The 23,018-nt window shown below is 70.3% G+C and carries 1 protein-coding gene (cut by both window edges); it reads left to right on the forward strand.

All 23,018 nt of this window come from inside a single coding sequence — locus tag AC5592_RS22755, non-ribosomal peptide synthetase, on the forward strand. Of the gene's 44,052 coding nucleotides, 15,478 precede the window and 5,556 follow it; the stretch shown corresponds to coding positions 15,479–38,496 — codons 5,160 (partial) to 12,832 (complete); the first complete codon in view begins at position 3. The start codon and the stop codon both lie outside this window.

Genomic DNA, 23,018 nt, shown 5'->3' on the forward strand with positions numbered 1-23,018 from the left:
TCGGCCGGGCCATCGCCGGACTGCGGGTGTACGTACTCGACGACCGGCTGCATCCGGTTCCGGTCGGCGTCGCCGGCGAGATGTATGTCGCCGGTCCGCAGTTGGCGCGCGGCTATCTGGGCCGCCCGGATCTGACCGCGGCCCGCTTCGTCGCCGATCCGCTGGGTGAGCCCGGGACGCTGCTGTACCGCTCCGGTGACGTGGCGCGCTGGAACCGCTTCGGGGAACTCGAATATCTGGGCCGCGCCGATGATCAGGTCAAGGTGCGCGGTTTCCGCATCGAACTCGGCGAGATCGAGGCCGCGGTGCTGGCCCAGCCGGGGATCGCGCAGGCCGCGGTCGTCGTGCGCGAGGACCAGCCGGGCGACCAGCGCATCGTCGCCTATGTGGTGCCCCCGGCCGGACAGACCGAACCGGCGCTGGACGTCGTGCGCGACGGTGCGGCCGAACGACTGCCCGCGTACATGGTGCCCTCGGCGTTCGTGGTGCTGGACCGCATTCCGCTGACCGTCAACGGCAAACTGGACCGTCGCGCCCTGCCCGCCCCCGCGGTGCAGTCGCGCGCCTTCCGGGCCGCCGAGACTCCGGTCCAGGAGATCGTGGCCGCGGTCTTCGCCGAGGTGCTCGACGTGGAACGGGTCGGGCTCGACGACGACTTCTTCGATCTGGGCGGCAACTCGCTCATCGCCACCCGCGTCGTCTCCCGTATCGGGGCCGCGCTGGGCACGACGGTCGGTGTGCGCGCGCTGTTCGAGGCCTCGACCGTGGAGTCGCTGGCCGCGCGGCTGGAAACGCACACCGGCGGCGAGGCGCGCCCGCGCCTGATCGCCCGCGCGCGCGCCGCCGCGGAACCGGTGCCGCTGTCGTTCGCACAGCAGCGCATGTGGTTCCTGAACCAGTACGACACCTCCTCGGCGGCCTACAACCTGCCGCTGGTGGTCCGGCTCTCCGGTGAACTCGACACGGCCGCATTGGAATTGGCCGTCTTCGACGTGGTGCGCCGGCACGAGTCGCTGCGCACCCGCTACCCGGAGCACGGCGGCACGCCGATGCAGTTGGTGGTGCCGGCCGAGCAGATCGTGCTGGATCTGCGCGCCTACCCGGTCTCGGATGCCGATCTGACCACCGCGGTGACCGATTTCGCGTCCGCGGGATTCGATGTCGCCGAACAGGTTCCGCTGCGCGCCCGGCTGTTCCAGGTGCACAGCGACGAACACGTGCTGGTCGTGGTCGTGCACCACATCGCCGCCGACGGGTTCTCGATGACCCCGCTTGCCCGCGACGTGATGACCGCCTACACCGCCCGCACCCAGGGCAGTGCCCCCGGCTGGGCGCCGCTCGAGGTGCAGTACGCCGATTTCGCGATCTGGCAGCGCGAGGTGCTGGGCTCGGAGGACGATCCGCAGTCGCTGCTGGCCGGCCAGGTCGACTACTGGCAGCGCTCGCTGTCCGGAATTCCGGAAGAGCTCACCCTGCCCGCCGACCGCCCGCGCCCGGCGATCGCCTCGCTGCGCGGTGCCGAACTGCATCGCACTCTGACGCCCGAGCTGATCGGTGCACTGGAAGGCGTTGCGCGCGAACAGGGTTCGTCGCTGTTCATGGTGATGCACGCGGCCCTGGCCGTCCTGCTGGGACATCTGTCGGGTACCGAGGACATCGCCGTCGGCACCCCGATCGCCGGCCGCGGTGAAGCCGCGCTCGACGATCTGGTCGGCATGTTCGTCAACACCCTGGTGCTGCGGACCGGCATCGACCCCGACGAGTCGTTCACCGGACTGCTGGAGCGGGTCCGCCACACCGACCTCGAGGCCTTCGGCAATGCCGACGTGCCGTTCGAGCGGCTGGTGGAACTGCTGGCGCCGGAGCGCTCGCAGGCCCGCAACCCGCTGTTCCAGGTGATGCTGGCCTTCCAGAACCTCGACCGCGCGAGCCTCGAGCTGCCGGGCCTGACCGTGTCCACGGTCGAGCGCGAGGAGAACATCGCCCGCTTCGACCTGCAGTTCACGCTGTCGGAACGGGTCGGCGACGCCGACGGTGCGGCCGCCAACGGCATGGCGCTGAACCTCGTCTACGCCACCGATCTGTTCGACGAGCAGACCGCCTCGGAAATCGCCGATCGCTGGATCCGGGTGCTGCGGGCGGTGGCCACCGATCCGCGCATCGCCGTCGGCGCGGTCGACATCCTCGAGGCGTCCGAGCGCGCGGACCTGCTCGCGCGCACGGGCGGCCCGGCGATCGCGGCGGCGACCCTGCCGCAGCTGCTGGCCGAGGCCGCGGGCCGCGACCCGCAGGCTCCCGCGGTGATCGCCGACGGGCGCACCCTCACCTACCGGGAACTCGACGAGCGGTCGAACCGCTTGGCGCGCTTGCTGATCGAACGCGGGATCGGCACCGAGGACCTGGTCGCGGTGGCCGTGCCGCGCTCGGCCGAGAGCTATCTGGCCGAATGGGCGGTGACCAAGTCGGGTGCGGCGTTCGTGCCGATCGACCCCGCGTACCCGGCCGACCGCATCGACCACATGGTCACCGATTCGGGTTCGCCCGTCGGCCTGACCGTGGCCTCGGTGCGCGACGATCTGCCGGAGTCGGTGGACTGGCTGGTTCTCGACGAGCTCGACATCGACGGTTACGACGCCGCCGCGATCACCGACGCCGACCGGGTGCGCCCGCTGCGTGTCGAGCATCCGGCCTACGTCATCTACACCTCCGGTTCCACCGGTGTGCCCAAGGGCGTGGTGGTCACCCACGCCGGCCTGGCGAACTTCCGCGCCGAACAGAACGAGCGCTACCGGCTCGATGCCGATTCGCGCGCACTGCATTTCGCCTCGCCCAGCTTCGACGCCTCGATTCTGGAGTTCCTGCTCGCCGTCGGTGCGGGCGGTGCGCTGGTCGTGGTGCCGCCGGGCACCTACGGCGGCAGCGAACTCGGTGAGCTGATCGCCCGTGAGGGCGTCACCCACGCCCTGATCACCCCGTCCGTGCTGGCCACCCTCGATCCCGCCGATCTGGCCGGGATGCGGGTCGTCATCGCCGGTGGTGAGGCGGTTACCGCCGAGCAGGTCGCCAAGTGGTCGGTGACCCCGGACGGGTCGCCGCGCCGGTTCCACAACGCCTACGGCCCGACCGAGGCGACCATCGCCACCAACATCAGCGATCCGCTGGCCGCGGGCGATCCGGTCACCATCGGCGGCCCGATCCGAGGTATGCAGTCGCTCGTCCTCGACGCCCGGTTGCGGCCGGTTCCGGTGGGTGTCGCGGGTGAGCTGTATCTGTCCGGTGTGCAGCTGGCCCGCGGCTATCACGCGCGGGCGAGCCTGACCGCCGAACGCTTCGTGGCCAACCCCTACGCACCCGGACAGCGGATGTACCGCACCGGTGACGTGGTGCGGTGGAACCACACCGGCGAGGTCGAATACGTCGGCCGTTCCGACTTCCAGGTCAAGGTGCGCGGTTTCCGTATCGAACTGGGTGAGATCGACGCCGCGCTCACCGCTCACGATTCCGTCGATTTCGCGGTGACGGTGGGTCACACCCGCGGCGCGGGCGCCACCTCGCTGGTGTCGTACGTCGTCGCGGTCCCGGGCGCGTCGATCGACGTCGCGGATGTGACGGCGCATCTGGAACAGCGCCTGCCCGGCTACATGGTGCCGTCCTCGATCATGGTCATCGATCGGGTACCGCTGACCCCGGCCGGCAAGCTCGATCGCAAGGCGCTGCCGGAACCGGAGTTCGCCACCGATACCACCTTCCGCGCACCGCGCACGCCGGTGGAGCAGGCCATCGCCGAGGTGTTCGCCGAGGTGCTGGGCATCGAACGCGTCGGCGTCGACGATTCCTTCTTCGCGCTGGGCGGCGATTCGATCGTCTCCATCCAGCTGGTGTCGCGGGCCAAGGCGCGCGGCGTGGTGTTCAGCCCGCGCGACGTCTTCGAACAGCGCACCGTGTCCGGACTGGCAATGGTCGCCGAATCCGCTGCGGGACAGGGTGATTCGGTGCCGGTGCTGGCCGAGCTGCCCGGCGGCGGCGTCGGCACCATGCCGCTGACTCCGGTGGCCCGGTTCATGGTGGAGCGGTCGGGTTCGTTCGGCCGGTTCCATCAGGCGCTGGCCCTGGAACTGCCGATCGGCATCGACCGGGCCGGGGTGCTGGCCACCGTCGCCGCCGTCGTGGATCGCCACGACATGCTGCGGGCGCGGCTGCGCCGGCACGCGGGCGCGGAATGGATCGTGGAGACCGCCGCACCGGGCAGCGTCGATGTCGAGTCACTGCTCGATCACACCGAATTCGACGCCGCCGCAACCGATTCGGAACTGTTCGAGATCGCGACCACGGCCCTGGACGCGAGCCTGGACCGGCTCGATCCGGAGGCCGGTGTGGTCGTGCGCTTCGCCTGGCTGGAGCCCTCGGCCGCCGACCGGGCCGGACGCCTGATCGTGGCCGCCCACCACCTCGTCATCGACGGTGTGTCGTGGCGCATCCTGGTGCCCGACTTCGTCACCGCCTGGGGACAGCTCTCGGCAGGGCAGACCCCCGAGCTGGCCGCGCCGCCGACCAGCATGCGCACCTGGTCGCATGCGCTCGAGCGTGCCGCCGCCGACCGCGACGCCGAACTCGACTGGTGGCGTGCGGTCGTCGACGGCCCGGACCCGCTGCTCACCGAGCGGCCGTTCGATCCCGCCGTCGATGTGGCCGGGGTCGCCGGCAAGGTCGAGGTCGAGGTCTCGCCGGAGGTCACCAAGTCCCTGCTGACCGCGGTGCCGGCGCTCTACCACGGCGGAATCAACGACGGCCTGCTGGCCGCGCTGGTGCTGGCCGTCGCGAAATGGCGTGCCGCGCACGCCGGTTCGGACGACCGGGCCGACAGTGCGCTGGTGCGCCTCGAGGGGCACGGCCGCGAAGAGGACGTCGTGCCGGGCGCGGATCTGTCCCGCACGGTCGGCTGGTTCACCGCGATCTTCCCGGTCCGCTTCGACCTGTCGGGTCTCGACATCGACGCGGCGCTGACCGGCGGCCCGGCGATGGGCCGGGTCGTGAAGGCGGTCAAGGAACAGCTGCTGGCCGTGCCCGACAAGGGCCTGGGCTACGGCATGCTGCGCTACCTGAACCCGCGCACGGCCAACCAGCTGCCCGAGCAGATGCCGGGCCAGGTCAGCTTCAACTACCTGGGCCGGGTCTCCGACAACGCGGTGCCCGAGGCGCTGCGCGGTTTCGGCTGGATTCCCGCCCCGGAACTCGGCGAACTGGCCGGCGACTACGACGCCGACATGCCGGCGATGGCGCCGCTGGACATCAACGCCATCGTCGTCGGTGACCGGCTGACCGCGCGGATCGGCTATCCGACCACGCTGCTCGACGCCGACGCCGTGCGCGAATTCGGCGAACTGTGGACGCGGGCGCTGGAAGCCGTTGCGCGACACGCGGAATCGGCCGGTGCGGGCGGGCACACCCCGTCGGACTTCCCGCTGGTGCGCGTCGGCCAGAGCGATATCGAGGGCTGGGAGCGGCGCTTCGGTGAGATCTCGCAGGTGTGGCCGCTGTCCTCGCTGCAGGCCGGTCTGCTGTTCCACGCCGAACTGGCCGCCGCCTCCGTCGACGTCTACACCGGTCAGGCCGTTCTCGACCTCACCGGCCGCGTCGATCCGGCCCGGTTGCGCAGTGCCGCACAGGCTCTGATCGATCGGTACGAGACGCTGCGCACGGCCTTCGTCACCGACGCGCAGGGGCATCCGGTGCAGGTCGTGCTGGACGGCGTGCGGGCGACGTGGGCCGAACACGACCGCCGCGAGACCGGCGAGGCCGCGGATCTGATCGAGGCCGACCGGACCCGCCGCTTCGACCTGGCCGCGCCGCCGCTGATCCGGTTCACCCTGATCCGGGTGGCCGAGCAGCGCTGGTCGCTGGTCGTCTCGAACCACCACATCCTGCTCGACGGCTGGTCGATGCCGCTGCTCATGCGGGATCTGCTGGTGCTCTACGCCACGCACGCCGACTCCGGCGCGCTGCCCGCGGTGCGCTCCTACCGGCATTTCCTGGAATGGGTTGCCCAGCAGGATCATTCGGCCTCGCTGGCGGCGTGGACCGATGCCCTCGCCGGCATCTCCGAGCCGACCCTGCTGGCGCGTCCCGATGCCGGTCGCGAGATCACCGCGCTGTCGGACGAGTACGTCTTCGAACTCGACACCGCGCAGACCGCCCGGCTGACCGAATTCGCCGCGCGCCTGGGCGTCACCGCCAACACCGTGCTGCAGACGGCCTGGGGCATCGTCCTGGGCCGCATGACCGGCCGTGACGACGTGGTGTTCGGCACCACCGTCTCGGGCCGTCCGCCGGAGCTGGCGGGTGTCGAGTCCATGGTCGGCTTGTTCATCAACACCGTGCCGGTGCGGGTGCGCCTGGATGCCGCCGAATCCGCGGAGCAGCTGCTCACGCGGGTGCAGGGTGAGCAGGCGGATCTGCTCGACCACCACTACCTCGGCCTGGCCGATATCCAGGACGCGATCGGCGTCGGCGGACTGTTCGACACCCTGGTGGTGTTCGAGTCCTATCCGGTGGATGCCGAGGGCATTCAGCGCCAGGCCGCCGACATCGACGGTATGGCGGTGGCCGGACTCGAGGCCACCGACGCCACCCACTACCCGCTGAGCCTGATCGCCTCGCTGGGCTCCACCCTGCGGGTCCGGGCCGGCTATCTGCGCGACCTGTTCGACGAGAACGCGGTGCGCCGCATCGCCGACCGGCTGCTGCGGGTGCTCACCACCATCGTGGGCGAACCCGCGGTCGCCGCCGGCGATATCGAACTGCTCGAGCCCGCCGAACGTGAACTCGTGGTGTCGCAATGGAATGCGACCGACCACGAGGTCGACGGCTCGGCCACCCTGGTCTCGCTGTTCGAGGCGCAGGTCGAACGCACCCCCGACGCCACCGCGGTGAGCTTCGAGGGGACAGGCCTGTCCTACGCCGACTTCGCGGCCCGGGTGCATGCGCTGGCCCGCTGGCTGATCGAGCGCGGCGTCGGCCCGGACACCTTCGTGGCCCTCGGTATGCGGCGTTCGATCGATCTGGTGGTCGGCATGTACGCCGTGACCGCCGCCGGTGGCGCCTATGTGCCGCTGGATCCGGATCATCCGGCCGAGCGCACCGAATACATTCTGGCCACGGCGGATCCGGTCTGCGTGCTGACCTCCGGTGACGATCTCGACATCGACACCGCGCAGGTGCGCATCGACCTGCTGGACCTGTCGGGCTACGCGATCGAGCCGATCACCGACGCGGAGCGCCGCGGCCCGCTGCGCCCGGCCAACACCGCGTACGTGATCTTCACCTCCGGTTCCACCGGCCGCCCCAAGGGCGTCGCGGTGTCGCATGCGGCGATCGTCAACCGGCTGGCGTGGATGCAGGCCGAATACGGCCTCACCCCCGCCGATGTGGTGCTGCAGAAGACGCCCGCGACCTTCGACGTGTCGGTGTGGGAGTTCTTCTGGCCCTTGCAGATCGGCGCGCGGCTGGTGGTGGCGCGCCCCGACGGCCATCGCGACCCGGCCTATCTGGCCGAGGTGATCGTCGGCGAGGGCGTCACCGTGACGCACTTCGTGCCGTCGATGCTTGCGGTCTTCGTCGCCGAGGCGGCGGCCGCGCAATGCACGACGCTGCGCCTGGTCTTCGCCTCCGGTGAGGCGCTGGCGCCCAAGTCGGCGCAGCGCCTGCGCGAGCTCACCGGCGCCGCGCTGCACAACCTGTACGGCCCCACCGAGGCCGCGGTCGACGTCACTTATCACGAGGTGACCGATGCCGATGTCGATTCCGTGCCGATCGGCCGCCCCGTCTTCAACACCCGTGTCTACGTGCTGGATTCGCGTCTGCGGCCGGTTCCGGTGGGTGTCGCGGGTGAGCTGTACCTGGCGGGCGCCCAGCTCGCGCACGGCTATGTGACGCGTCCGGACCTGAGCTCGGACCGGTTCGTGGCCAACCCCTTCGCTGGGTCGGACGGGGGCAGTCCCGAGGGCCCTGCGTGGTCACGCTCCGCTACCGCCTCCGGGCCCGCCGGTCCTGCCCCGGCCGGCGAGCGGATGTACCGCACCGGCGACCTGGTGGCCTGGAACGAACAGGGTGAACTGGATTACCTGGGTCGCACCGACTTCCAGGTGAAGTTGCGCGGTCTGCGCATCGAACTCGGCGAGATCGAGACGGCGCTGACCGGGCTCGACGAGATCGACCGGGCCGTCGTGGTGGTCCGCGGCGACCAGCACACCGGCGATCAGCTGGTGGCGTATGTCGTTGCCACACCGGGCCTTCCGGTCGACGCCGAAGCGGTGCGCGAGGAACTGGGCCGGCAGCTGCCCGGTTACATGGTGCCCGCGCTGGTGATGGTGCTCGACGAATTCCCGCTCAACGCCTCCGGCAAGCTGGACCGCAAGGCGCTGCCCGCCCCGGTGTTCGAGGCGGCGGTGTTCCGCGCGCCGGTCACCCCGGTGGAGCAGATCGTCGCGGGCACCTTCGCCGAGGTGCTCGGCGTGGACCGGGTCGGCCTGGACGACGATTTCTTCGCCCTCGGCGGCAACTCGCTGATCGCCACCCAGGTGGCCGCGCGGTTGTCCTCGGCCCTCGACACCCAGCTGGGCGTGCGCGAGATCTTCGAGGCCTCCACCGTCGCCGGTCTGGCGGCGCGGGCCGAGACCCGTTCCGGTGCGGGCGGTCGCGCGGCGCTGGTGCCGCAGCATCGGCCCGAGCTGGTGCCGCTGTCGCTGGCGCAGCAGCGGATGTGGTTCCTCAACCGCTTCGATCCCGAATCCGCGGTGGACAACATCCCGGCCGCGGTGCGGCTGTCGGGTCTGCTGGACCGGCAGGCACTGCAGATCGCGGTCGCCGATGTGCTGGCGCGCCACGAATCGCTGCGCACCCGCTACCCCGAGGTGGACGGGACCGCCTACCAGGAGATCGTGCCGACCTCGAAGGTCATCCCCGATCTCACGCCGATCGACGTCACCGAAACCGAACTGCCGCAGCGGATTTCGGAGCTGGTCGGCACCGGCTTCGACGTCACCGTCGAGGTGCCGTTCCGGGCCCGGCTGTTCGAGGTCAGCCCGACCGAACACGTGCTGGCCCTGGTGGTGCACCACATCTCCGCCGACGGCTTCTCGATGGGCCCGCTGACCCGCGACGTGATGACCGCCTACGGTGCGCGCGTCGAGGGTGGCGAACCGGCCTGGGCGCCGCTGCCGGTGCAGTACGCCGACTTCGCGCTCTGGCAGCGCGAGGTGCTCGGCCGCGAGGACGATCCGGAATCGGTGATCGCCGACCAGATCGAATACTGGCGCGACGCACTGCGCGGAGTGCCCGAACAGCTCGATCTGCCCGCCGACCGGCCGCGTCCGGCCGTCGCCTCCGGCCGCGGCGCGACGCACACCTTCCACATCGATGCCGACGTGCACGCCCGGCTCGCCGAACTGGCCCGCACTCGCGGCGCGACCATGTTCATGGTCACGCACGCGGCGCTGGCGCTGGTGCTGTCGCGGCTGAGCGGGGAGTCCGATATCGCCATCGGCACGCCGGTGGCCGGCCGCGGTGAGCGCGCGCTCGACGATCTGATCGGCATGTTCGTCAACACCCTGGTGTTGCGGACCGAGATCGACGGCGGCGCGAGCTTCACCGATCTGCTGCAGTCGGTGCGCAGCACCGATATCGCCGCCTTCGGGCATGCGGATCTCCCGTTCGAGCGGCTGGTGGAAATCCTGAACCCGGCCCGTTCGCAGGCGCGGCATCCGCTGTTCCAGGTGATGCTGTCGTTCCAGAACACCGGCCAGAACGCCCTGGAACTGCCGGGGCTGACGGTCAGCGGTGTGGAACTGCCGATCGACACCGCGAAATTCGATCTGCAGCTGGTGCTCACCGAGGAGACCGCCGAGACGGCCGACGGCGCCGCCACGGCCGCCGGTATCACCGCCGAATTCGTCTACGCCACCGACCTTTTCGACGGCGCGACGATCGCCGGCTTCGCCGACCGCCTGGTGCGGGTGCTGTCCGCCGTGGTCGCCGAACCGGCGGCCCGGGTGGGCGACATCGATCTGCTCGCTCCCGCCGAGGCGGCGCGGGAACTGCGCGGCTGGAACAACACCGCACGCCATCTGCCGGTGCGCCGCGAGGGTGCCACCACCCTGCTGGCCGACTTCCACGCCCAGGTCGAGCAGACCCCGGACGCGGTCGCGGTCGTCGATCCGGAGGCCGGCGTCACGCTGACCTACGCCGAATTCGCGGCGCGGGCCCAGCGACTCGCGCGGTATCTGGTCGAGGCGGGGGTGGGCCCGGACGCGCGCGTGGCACTGGCCGTGCGGCGTTCGCTCGACCTCGTCGTGGCCGCCTACGCGGTGCTGGAGGCCGGTGGCGCGTACGTGCCGCTGGATCTGGAACAGCCGGGTGAGCGCATCCGCTACGTGGTCGACACCGCCGCCCCGATCGCCGTGCTCACCACCGCACGCGACGGCGCGGACATCGATCGCGCGCTCGAGGGTGCCGCGACCGCCGTGCGCATCGACGAGCTGGACCTGTCCGGCTACCCGGACGGCGAACTCGACGACACCGAACGGCGTGCCCCGCTGCGGCCGGAGCACCTCGCCTACGTGATCTTCACCTCCGGCTCCACCGGACGGCCGAAGGGCGTGGCGGTCTCGCAGGCCGCGGTGGTGAACCAGATCCGCTGGATCACCGCCGAATACGGCATCGGCGCGAATGACGTGGTGCTGTTCAAGACGCCGCCGACCTTCGACGTGTCGGTGTGGGAGCTGTTCGGTGCGACCGCCACCGGCGCGCGCCTGGTGATCGCGGCGCCGGACGGCCACCGTGATCCCGGCTACCTCGCCGAGGTGATCGCGGCCCAGCAGGTCACGATGACCTCGTTCGTGCCGTCGATGCTGTCGGTGTTCTCCGACAGCGTGCACGCGGGTACGGCCGCGGAGGTGTCGTCGCTGCGTACCCTGCTGATCGCGGGTGAGGCGTTCACCGCCGACGCCGCGCAGGCCTACCGCCGCATCGGCACCGCCGAACTGCACAACCTGTACGGCCCCACCGAATTCACCGTGCACGCCACCGCGATGCCGGTCGCGGCGGATATCGCCGGCGCGGTGCCGATCGGCCTGCCGGTGTGGAACGCGCAGGCCTACATCCTGGACGCGCGGCTGCATCCGGTTCCGGCCGGTGTCGCGGGTGAGCTGTATCTGGCCGGCGCGCAGCTGGCGCGCGGCTACTTCGGCCGCACCGACCTGACCGCGGACCGCTTCGTCGCGAATCCCTTCGGCGGCAGTGGTTCCCGCATGTACCGCACCGGTGACCTGGTGCGCCGCGGCGCCGACGGTGCCATCGAATACATGGGCCGCACCGACTTCCAGGTGAAGTTGCGCGGTCTGCGCATCGAGCTCGGCGAGATCGAATCCGCGCTCACCGCACAGGATTCGGTCGCACAGGCGGTGGCCGTGGTGCGTTCCGACGAGCGGATCGGCGAACAGCTGGTCGGCTATGTCGTGCCCGCCGCCGGCGCCGGTGAGATCGATGTCGACGCGGTTCGCGCGCAGCTCGCGGCGCGGCTGCCCTCCTATATGGTTCCGGCCGCGATCGTCGTGCTCGACGCCCTGCCGCTGAGCGCGAACGGCAAGCTGGACCGGCGCGCGCTGCCCGCACCGGAATTCGAGGCACGGGAGTTCCGCGCCCCGACCACGCCGGTCGAGGAGATCGTCGCCGCCACCGTCGCCGAAGTGCTGGGCATCGACACCGACGCGCGGCCGGTCGGACTCGACGACGACTTCTTCGAACTGGGCGGCAACTCGCTGATCGCCACCCAGGTGGTCGCCCGCCTGGGCCAGGCGCTGAACACGCGCATCCCGGTGCGGACCCTGTTCGAGGCGCCGACCGTGGCGGCGCTGGCCGCCCGGCTGGAGACACACGCCGGTTCCGGTGGCCGCCGCGCCCTGGTGGCGGGGCCGCGACCGGAGGAGATTCCGCTCTCGCTGGCACAGCAGCGGATGTGGTTCCTCAACCGCTTCGACACCGCCAGCGCGGTCAACAACATCCCGATGGCGGTCCGGCTCACCGGAGCGCTCGACGTCGACGCCCTGCGCGAGGCCGTCGCGGATGTGATCGAACGCCACGAGGTGCTGCGCACGGTCTATCCGGAGACCTCCGAAGGCCAGGGCGTGCAGGTGATCCTGCCGGCCGACCGCGACGCGGTGGAACTGGATGCCGAACCGGTGACCGAGGCGCAACTGCCCCAGCGCGTGCGCGAGCTGGTCCTCACCGGCTTCGACGTCACCGCCGCGGTTCCGGTGCGCGCCAAGCTGTTCCGCGTCGAGCACGCGAGCGGCAACGGCGCGGGCGAGCCGGCGCCGGACTACGTGCTGGTCTTCGTCGTCCACCACATCTCCGGTGACGGCTGGTCGGTGCGCCCGCTGGCCCGCGATGTGATGCTCGCCTACGCGGCGCGCTCGCAGGGCGCCGCGCCGGGGTGGGCGCCGCTGCCGGTGCAGTACGCCGATTACGCCCTGTGGCAACGGGAAACGCTCGGTTCCGAGGACGATCCGCAATCGCTGATCGCCCAGCAGGTGTCGTACTGGTCGCAGCATCTGGCGGGTCTGCCCGAGCAGCTGGATCTGCCCGCCGACCGGCCGCGTCCCGCTGTCGCCTCGTATCGCGGTGGCGTGCACGAGTTCTCGCTCGACGCCGAGCTGGTGCGCCGGCTCAACGCGCTGGCCCGCACCCACGGCGCCAGCCTGTTCATGGTGACGCACGCGGCCTTCGCGGCGCTGCTGGCGCGGTTGTCCGGCAGTGACGATCTGGCCATCGGCACCGCCGTCGCCGGCCGTGGTGAGGCCGCGCTGGACGACGCCATCGGCATGTTCGTCAACACGCTGGTGCTGCGCAGCAGTGTCGATCCGGCGATGTCGTTCACCGAATTGCTCGCGCGCACCAAGGAATCCGATCTCGCCGCCTTCGGGCATGCGGATCTGCCGTTCGAACGGCTGGTGGAGATTCTGAATCCGGCGCGTTCGCAGGCGCGGCATCCGCTGTTCCAGGTGATGCTGTCGTTCCAGAACACCGGTGAGGCGTCGTTCGCACTGCCGGATCTCGAGGTCGGCGGCCTGCCGCTGGATGTGCTGACCGCGAAATTCGATCTGCACCTGAACCTCACCGAGCGCTTCGCCGCCGACGGTTCCGCTGCGTCCGATGCGGCGCCCGGCCCCTCCGTGGGTATGTCGGCCGAATTGGCGTACGCCACAGACATGTTCGATGCCCGGACCGTCGCGGCCTTCGCCGATCGCCTGGTCCGGATGCTGGACGCGGTGACCGCGGATCCGGCCGCCGCGCTCGGCGATATCGACCTGCTCGACGCCGTCGAACGCCGCACCATCGTCGACAACTGGAACGCCACCGCCTACGACGTCGACCGCGTCGTGCTCGGTCGGGCGGCCGGCACCGTCGCGCTGACACTGGCCTCGATGTTCGACAGGCAGGTCGAACGCGATCCCGACGAACCGGCGCTCACGTTCGAGGGGACAACTCTGTCCTACGGCGAGCTGGCGGCGCGGGTGAACCGGCTCGCTCGCCACCTGATCGAGCAGGGCGTGGGCCCGGATTCGCTGGTGGCGCTGCATATGCGGCGTTCGCTGGAACTGGTCATCGGCATGTACGCGGTGACCGTCGCCGGTGGTGGCTATGTGCCGCTGGACCCCGACCACCCGGCCGAGCGCACCGAATACGTACTGGCGACCGCGAATCCGGTCTGCGTGCTGACCACCGCGGACAGCCCGCTCGCGGCGCGGCCGGACGTGCCGGTCCTGGCGATCGACGGCCTGGAGCTGTCGGAGTACGCCGACGACCCGGTGGCCGATGCCGACCGCATCGCGCCGCTGCGGCCCGCGCACACCGCCTACGTGATCTTCACCTCCGGTTCCACCGGGCGGCCGAAGGGTGTGGCCGTCAGCCATGCCGCGATCGTGAACCGCCTGGCCTGGATGCAGGACGAGTACGACCTCTACCTCGACGACGTCGTGCTGCAGAAGACGCCCGCCACCTTCGACGTGTCGGTGTGGGAATTCTTCTGGCCGCTGCAGGTCGGTGCGCGCCTGGTCGTCGCCAAGCCCGACGGCCACCGCGATCCGGCCTATCTGGCGGAGCTGATCGACGCCGAGCGCATCACCACCGTGCACTTCGTGCCGTCGATGCTGTCGGTCTTCGTCGCCGCGCTGGACGCCTCCGGCGCCGACTGCACGACGCTGCGCCGGGTGTTCGCCTCCGGTGAGGCACTGCCCGCGGTCACCGCCCAGCGCCTGATCGAACTGACCGGCGCCCGGCTGCACAACCTCTACGGCCCGACCGAGGCCGCGGTCGACGTCACCTATCACGAGGTGACCGAGGTCGACACCGTCGCGGTGCCGATCGGCCGCCCGGTGTGGAACACCCGTGTCTACGTGCTGGATTCGCGGTTGCACCCGGTCGCCACCGGCGTCGCGGGTGAGCTGTATCTGGCCGGTGATCAGCTGGCGCGCGGATATGTCGCGCGTGCCGATCTGACCTCGGATCGGTTCGTGGCCAACCCCTTCGGTGACGGCGAGCGGATGTACCGCACGGGTGACCTGGTGCGCTGGAACTCCTCCGGCGAACTGGAATACCTGGGCCGCACCGACTTCCAGGTGAAGTTGCGCGGTCTGCGCATCGAACTGGGTGAGATCGAATCGGCGCTGGTGGCGGTCGACGCGGTCGCGCAGGCCGTGGTGGTCGTGCGCTCCGACGACCGGCTCGGCGATCAGCTGGTCGCCTATGTGGTGCCCACGATCGGCGCCACGGTCGACGCCGACGCGGTGCGCACCGAACTCGGCGAGGCGCTGCCCGGCTACATGGTGCCCTCGGCGTTCGTGGTGCTGGACGCGTTCCCGCTCAACGCCTCCGGCAAGCTGGACCGCAAGGCGCTGCCGGCGCCGGTGTTCGAGGCCCGGCAGTTCCGCGCCCCGGCCACCCCGATCGAGGAGATCGTGGCCGGCACGTTCAGCGATGTGCTCGGCGTGACCCGCGTCGGTCTCGACGACGACTTCTTCGAACTGGGCGGCAACTCGCTGATCGCCACCCAGGTGACCGCACGTCTGGGCGCCGCGCTCGACACCCAGCTGGCGGTGCGCGATCTGTTCGAGGCGTCGACCGTCGCCGCCCTGGCCGCGCGCCTGGAGCAGGGCGCCGGAACCGGCCGGACCCGGCCGAAGCTGGTGGCCGGGCAACGGCCGCAACGGATTCCGCTCTCACCGGCGCAGCAGCGCTACTGGTTCCTCAACCAGTTCGACACCACCACCTCCGCGGTGGACAACATTCCGCTCGCGGTGCGGCTGTCGGGTGCCCTCGACGTCGCGGCCATGGAACGCGCGCTCGGTGACGTGCTGGCCCGCCACGAGGTGCTGCGCACCACCTACCCGCGTTCGGCGGACGGCCCGCACCAGGTGATCCTGCCCGCGACCGAAACCGCGCCCCCGCTGGAGCCGGTGGCGGTCGACGAGTCCGAATTGCTGGACCGCATCATCGAATTCGCGATGACCACCTTCGATGTCACCGCCGAGGTGCCGCTGAAGGTCGCGCTGTTCCGGATCACCGGCGGGGACCAGGCGGCCGAGGAACACGTCCTCGCGTTCACCGTCCACCACGTCGCCGCCGACGGTTCCTCGATGGGACCGCTGGCCCGTGATCTGATGGCGGCCTACGCCGCACGCGTCCAGGGTGAGGCGCCGCAGTGGACGCCGCTGCCGGTGCAGTACGCCGATTACGCGCTGTGGCAGCGCGAGGTGCTCGGCTCCGAGGAGGACCCGGAATCGCTGGCCGCCCAGCAGGTGGCCTACTGGACCACGGCTCTCGACGGGCTGCCGGATCAGCTGGAACTGCCGACCGACCGTCCGCGTCCGCCGGCCCAGTCGTTCCAGGGCAAGGCGATTCGCTTCGAGATCGACCCGCAGCGCCACGCCCGCCTGCACGAGCTGGCGCGCGCGAACAACGCCTCGCTGTTCATGGTCGTGCACGCGGCGCTGGCCGTCCTGCTCTCGCGGCTCTCGGGGACCGGCGATATCGCCGTGGGCACCCCGATCGCCGGACGTGGTGAGCGCGAACTCGACGATCTGATCGGCATGTTCGTCAACACGCTGGTGTTCCGCACCCGCATCGACGGCAACGCGAGCTTCGCCGAGCTGCTCGCCGATGTGCGCGAGCGCGACCTCGAGGCCTTCACCAACGCCGACGTGCCGTTCGAGCGGCTGGTCGAGGTGCTCAACCCGGTGCGGTCCACGGCGCGCAACCCGCTGTTCCAGGTGGGTCTGTCGTTCCAGAACCTGGCCGAGACCGCCCTGGAACTGCCGGGTCTCTCGGTGAGCGCGGTGAATTTCGATTCCCAGCTGGCCAAGACCGATCTGCACGTGACGCTCTACGACCGCTACGCCGAGGACGGTTCACCGGCCGAGATCATCACCGAATTCGGTTATGCCATCGACCTTTTCGACGAGTCGACGGTGCAGGGCTTCGCGGACCGGTTCGTCCGGGTGCTCGATGCGGTGATCGCGGACGTGTCCGGCCCGGTCGGTGATATCGACCTGCTGGATCCGGCCGAGAACGAGCGGATCCTGTGGCAGTGGAACGAGACCGCCCACCCGATCGACACCGAGGCGACGCTGGTGTCGCTGCTCGATGACACGGTCGCCGCCGATCCGACCGCGGTCGCGCTGGTGGTCGACACCGAGGCCACCGGAACGGCGCAGCAGGTGCTGACCTACGGCGACCTCGACGCGCGAGTGAACCGCTTGGCGCGCTACCTCGTCGAATGCGGGATCGGCACCGAGGATCGGGTGGCGCTGGCACTGGGCCGCTCGGTGGAGCTGATCGTCGCGATGTACGCGGTGGCCAAGACCGGTGCGGCCTACGTGCCGATCGATCCGGGCCAGCCCGCCGAACGCATCGACTACATCCTCGAGACGGCCGCCCCCGCCTGTGTGCTGACCACCTCGGCCGTCGTCGCGGCCACCGCCGGCGACGACGACGAGAGCGCGCTGCGCTGGACCCCGCAGCGTCCGGTGATCGAACTCGACGGGCTCGAGCTCTCGGGGTACTCGGCGGCGCTGATCACCACGGGGGAGCGGTTGCGTGAACTCACCGCCGGCAATGCCGCGTACGTGATCTTCACCTCCGGTTCGACGGGCCGCCCCAAGGGCGTGGTGGTGTCGCACGGCGCCATCGTCAACCAGTTGCGCTGGGAGATCGCCGAATTCGGCCTCGGCGCCGGGGATTCGGTGCTGCTCAAGACCGCGGCCACCTTCGACCTGTCGGTGTGGGAGTTCTGGACCGCCGCCGCCTGCGGTGGCCGCCTGGTGGTGGCCGCGCCCGAGGGACATCGCGATCCGGCCTACCTCAACGATCTGATGCTCGGCACCGCCGTCACCACGCTGCACGTGGTGCCGTCGATGCTGGACGCTCTGCTCACCGAGAGCGAAGGCATGCTCAGCTCGTCGCTGAAGCGGGTGCTCGCCATCGGTGAGGCGCTGCCGGCCGCGACCGCGCAGCGCTTCCTGCAGACCGCCGGGGCCGCGCTGTTCAACCTGTACGGCCCGACCGAGGCCGCGGTCTCGATCACCAGCCATCGCGTCACCACCGCCGACCGGCAGTCGGTGTCGATCGGTGCGCCGGAGTGGAACAGCCGGGTGTACGTGCTGGATTCGCGGCTGCGGCCCGTTCCGGTGGGTGTGCCGGGTGAGCTGTACCTGGCCGGTGCGCAGCTCGCGCGCGGCTACTTCGGTCGCGCGGATCTGACCGCGGACCGGTTCGTCGCCGATCCGTTCGGGGCGCCGGGCACGCGGATGTACCGCACCGGTGACCTGGTGGCCTGGACCGAGCGGGGCGAACTGGACTATCGGGGCCGCACCGACTTCCAGGTGAAGATCCGCGGCTTCCGCATCGAACTCGGCGAGATCGAGGCGGTGCTGCTGCGGCAGCCGGTCGTCACCGCGACCGCCGTTGTCGCGCACGCGGATCCGAATCTGGGCGATCGCCTGGTCGCCTACGTGGTCGGCACCGCCGAGCTGGACAAGCAGGCATTGCAGGCCGCGCTGGCCGAACAGCTGCCGTCCTACATGGTGCCGTCGGTGTTCATGCAGCTGGACGCGCTGCCGCTGAACGCCAACGGCAAACTGGACCGCGCCGCCCTGCCCGAACCGGTCTTCGAGAAGGCCGTCTTCCGCGCGCCGGTGACCCCGATCGAGCAGATCGTGGCCAACACCTTCGCCGATGTGCTGCGCAAGGAATCCGGCACGATGGGCCGCGACGACGACTTCTTCGCGTGGGGCGGTAACTCGCTGCTCGCCACGCAGGTCGCCGCGCGCCTGGGCGAGGCCCTGAACACCCGGGTGCCGGTGCGCCTGCTGTTCGAGGCCTCCACGGTCGCCGCGCTCGCCACCCGGGTCGAGCATCACGCCGATGCCGGCGGTCGCCGCGCGCTGACCGCCGCACCGCGCCCGCCGCGGATCCCGCTGTCGCTGGCGCAGCAGCGGATGTGGTTCCTCAACCGCTTCGACACCGCCTCGGCCGCCTACAACGTGCCGATCGCGGTGCGGTTGAGCGGTGCGCTGGACGTGTCGGCGCTGCGGGCCGCGATGGCGGATCTGGTGGCGCGCCACGAGATCCTGCGCACCGTCTACCCGCAGACCGACCAGGGCCCGGTGCAGGTGATCCTGCCCGCGGCCCAGGCGATTCCGGAGCTCGAACTGCGCGTGGTCGATGCCGCCGCGGTGGAGTCCGAGGTGGTCGCGCTGATCAACACCAGCTTCGACGTCACCACCGAGGTGCCGGTGCGGGTCGCGCTGTTCGAGGTCCGTTCCGGTAGCGATACCGAAACCGCGAGCGGCACAGGCGAATACGTGCTCGCGATGGTCGTGCACCACATCTCCGGCGACGGTTCGTCGGTGGGCCCGCTGACTCGCGATCTGATGACCGCCTACGCGGCCCGCGCGGCCGGGCTGGCGCCGAACTGGGCGCCGCTGGCGGTCCAGTACGCCGACTACAGCATCTGGCAGCGCGAACTGCTGGGCAGCGAGGACGATCCGGATTCGCTGGCCTCCAAGCAGGTCGCGTACTGGAAGCAGGCGCTGGCCGAGCTGCCCGATCAGCTCGATCTGCCGGCGGATCGCCCGCGTCCGGCCGTGCAGAGTTTCGCCGGCGGCAAGGTCGAGATGCGCATCGATGCCGAACTGCATCGCGCGCTGATCGACCTGGCCCGCACCGAGGGCGCGACGCTGTTCATGGTCGTGCACACCGCGCTGGCCGTCCTGCTGTCGCGGCTGTCGGGTTCCGACGACATCGCCATCGGCACGCCGATGGCCGGTCGCGGTGAGGCCGTACTCGACGACCTGATCGGTATGTTCGTCAACACGCTGGTGTTCCGCACCCAGGTCGACGCCGGGGCCGGCTTCACCGAACTGCTGGGGCGTCAGCGCGATATCGACATCCAGGCCTTCGCCAACGCCGATGTGCCGTTCGAGCGGCTGGTCGAGGTGCTCAACCCGGTGCGCTCCACCGCGCGGCATCCGCTGTTCCAGGTGGGCCTGTCGTTCCAGAACCTGGCCCAGGCCACGCTGGAACTGCCGGGCCTGCGAGTGAGCGGACTGGACTTCGACACCCAGCTCTCACAGTTCGACCTGCACCTGATCGCCACCGACCGCTACAGCGACACCGGTGCGCCCGAAGGCATCACCGGATTCTTCACCTACGCGACCGACCTGTTCGACCACGAGACGGTGGCGGGCTTCGTGGATCGCTTCGTGCGGATGCTGGGCGCGATCGTGGCCGAACCGCGCACCGCGGTCGGCGATATCGATCTGCTCGACGCCGCCGAACGCGATGCGCTGGTCTCCGCCCGCAATGCCACCGATCACCCGGTGGACCGGTCGGCGACGCTGGCCTCGCTGCTGGACGCGACGGTCGACACCCACTCCGAGCGGGACGCACTGGTCGGGGCCGACGGCACCCGGATGACCTACGCGGAACTCGACCGCCGGGTGAATCTGCTGGCCCGTCATCTGATTTCGCTCGGTGTCGGACCGGAGTCGCGGGTCGCGCTGGCGATGCGCCGCTCGGTCGACCTGGTGGTCGCCATGTACGCGGTGACCGTGGCCGGCGGCACCTATGTGCCGGTGGATCCGGATCAGCCGGCCGAACGCACCGGCTACATCCTCGACACCGCCGATGTGGTGTGTGTGCTCACCGATGCCGACGCCGCGTTCGAGACCGAGGTCGCACCGGTGGTCCGCGTCGACGACCTCGACACCACCGGTGACGATTCGCCGATCGAGGACGCCGAACGGGTCGCGCCGCTGCTCCCGCAGCACACCGCCTACGTCATCTTCACCTCCGGTTCCACCGGGCGGCCGAAGGGTGTGGCGGTCCCGCACGCCGCGGTGGTCAACCAGTTGCTGTGGAAGATCGCCGAATTCGGCCTGGGCGCCGAGGATTCGGTGCTGCTGAAGACCGCGGCCACCTTCGACCTGTCGGTCTGGGAGTTCTGGTCGGCGGCCGTCTCCGGCGGGCGCCTGGTGATCGCGGCGCCGGACGGCCACCGCGATCCGGCCTACCTCAACGAGCTGATGGCCCGCGAGGCGGTCACCACGCTGCACGTGGTTCCCTCGATGCTGGACGCGCTGCTCACCGAATCCGATGGGACGCTGACGAATTCGCTGCGTCGCGTGCTGGCGATCGGTGAGGCGCTGCCGGGTGCGACCGCGCAGCGGTTCCGCCGCGACAACGCCGGTGAACTGTTCAACCTGTACGGCCCGACCGAGGCCGCGGTCTCGATCACCAGCCACCGCGTCGCCGCGGACGAACAGCAGTCGGTCTCGATCGGTGTGCCGGAGTGGAACAGCCGGGTCTACGTGCTGGATTCGCGTCTGCACCCGGTTCCGGACGGCGTCGCCGGTGAGTTGTATCTGGCCGGTGCGCAGCTGGCCCGCGGTTACTTCGCGCGGCCGGATCTGACCGCGGACCGGTTCGTGGCCAACCCCTTCGAGCCCGGCACCCGGATGTACCGCACCGGTGACCTGGTGAGCTGGAATGCGCAGGGCGAGCTGGACTATCAGGGCCGCACCGACTTCCAGGTCAAGATCCGCGGCTTCCGCATCGAACTCGGCGAGATCGAGTCGGCGCTGCTCGGCCTGGACGAGGTCGCGCAGGTCGCGGTGCTCGCGAAGTCGGATCCGCGCATCGGCGACCGGCTGGTCGCCTATCTGGTGCCGGCCGGCGAGAGCCTCGACATCGACGGGGTGAAGTCGGCACTGAACGCGGCGTTGCCGTCGTACATGGTGCCCTCGGCGTTCGTCGAACTGGACGCGTTGCCGCTGAACATCAACGGCAAACTGGACCGGCGCGCGCTGCCCGAACCGGAATTCGAGACCACCGCCTTCCGGGCGCCCTCGACACCGATCGAAGAGGCGGTCGCCTCCGTCTACACCGACGTGCTGTCGGTCGAGCGGGTCGGCGCCGACGACGACTTCTTCGCCCTCGGCGGTAACTCGCTGCTGGCCACGCAGGTCGCCGCGCGCCTCGGTGCGTTGCTCGACACCCGGGTGCCGGTGCGGGCGCTGTTCGAAGCCTCGACGGTGGCCGGGCTGGCCGCCAAGGTCGAACAGCAGGCCGGTGCCGGTGGTCGCCCGCCGCTGACCGCGGGACCGCGCCCCGAGCACATCCCGCTGTCGCTGGCGCAGAACCGCATGTGGTTCCTCAACCAGTTCGACACCACCTCGTCGGTGGACAACATCCCGGTGGCGATCCGGCTCTCCGGCGCGCTCGATGTGTCCGCGCTGCGTGCGGCGGTTGCCGATCTCATCGCACGTCACGAGATCCTGCGCACGGTCTATCCCGAGACCGATGCCGGTCCGGTGCAGCGGGTGCTGTCGCCGGCGGAGGTGGCGATCGATCTCGAGCCGGTGCGGATCGACGAATCCGGCGTGGTCGAGGCCGTCGCCGCCGCGGTGACGACCGGTTTCGACGTGACCGCGCAGATTCCGTTCCACATCCGCCTGTTCCAGGTCACCGACACCGACTTCGTGCTGGTCTTCGTCGCGCACCACATCGCGGCCGACGGCTGGTCGATGGGCCCGCTGACCCGGGATCTGATGGTGGCCTACGCCTCGCGCGCCGAGGGCGCGGCACCGGCGTGGGCGCCGATGCCGGTGCAGTACGCCGACTTCAGCATCTGGCAGCGCGATCTGCTCGGCTCCGAGGACGATCCGGAGAGCCTGCTCAGCGCCCAGGCCGACTACTGGCGGCAGGCACTGGCCGGGATTCCGGACGAGCTGAACCTGCCCGCGGATCGCCCGCGGCCGACCGTGCAGTCGTTCCAGGGCGGCCGGGTACTGTTCCCGATCGGCAACGAGCTGTACGACGGGTTGCAGCGCACCGCCCGCGAACAGAACGCGACGCTGTTCATGGTCGTGCACACCGCGCTCGCGCTGTTCCTGGCGCGGATGTCGGGTACCGACGACATCGCGATCGGCACCCCGATCGCGGGCCGCGGCGAGGCCGAACTCGACGATCTGATCGGCATGTTCGTCAACACGCTGGTGCTGCGGACCCATGTGCGCGGCGAGCTGACCTTCGGTGAGCTGCTGAGTCACGCCAAGGATGCGGACCTGCAGGCCTTCGCGCACGCCGACATTCCGTTCGAGCGGCTGGTCGAACTGCTCAATCCGGAACGCTCCACCGCGCGGCATCCGCTGTTCCAGGTGGCGCTGTCGTTCGAGAACCTGCCCGAGAGCACGTTCGAACTGCCCGGATTGCACGTCTCGGCACTCGATTTCGACGTCGACACCGCGAAATTCGACCTGTCGCTGACGGTTCGGGAATCCGGCGACGGCCGCAACGGCATGTACGCCGAATTCTCCTATGCGCGTGACCTTTTCGACGAGGCCACGGTGGAGGTGTTCGCGCAGCGGTTCACCCGTCTGCTCGAGGCGATCGTCGCGCAGCCGCAG

The sequence above is a fragment of the Nocardia violaceofusca NBRC 14427 genome (assembly GCF_963869435.1).
Classification (GTDB): domain Bacteria; phylum Actinomycetota; class Actinomycetes; order Mycobacteriales; family Mycobacteriaceae; genus Nocardia; species Nocardia aobensis.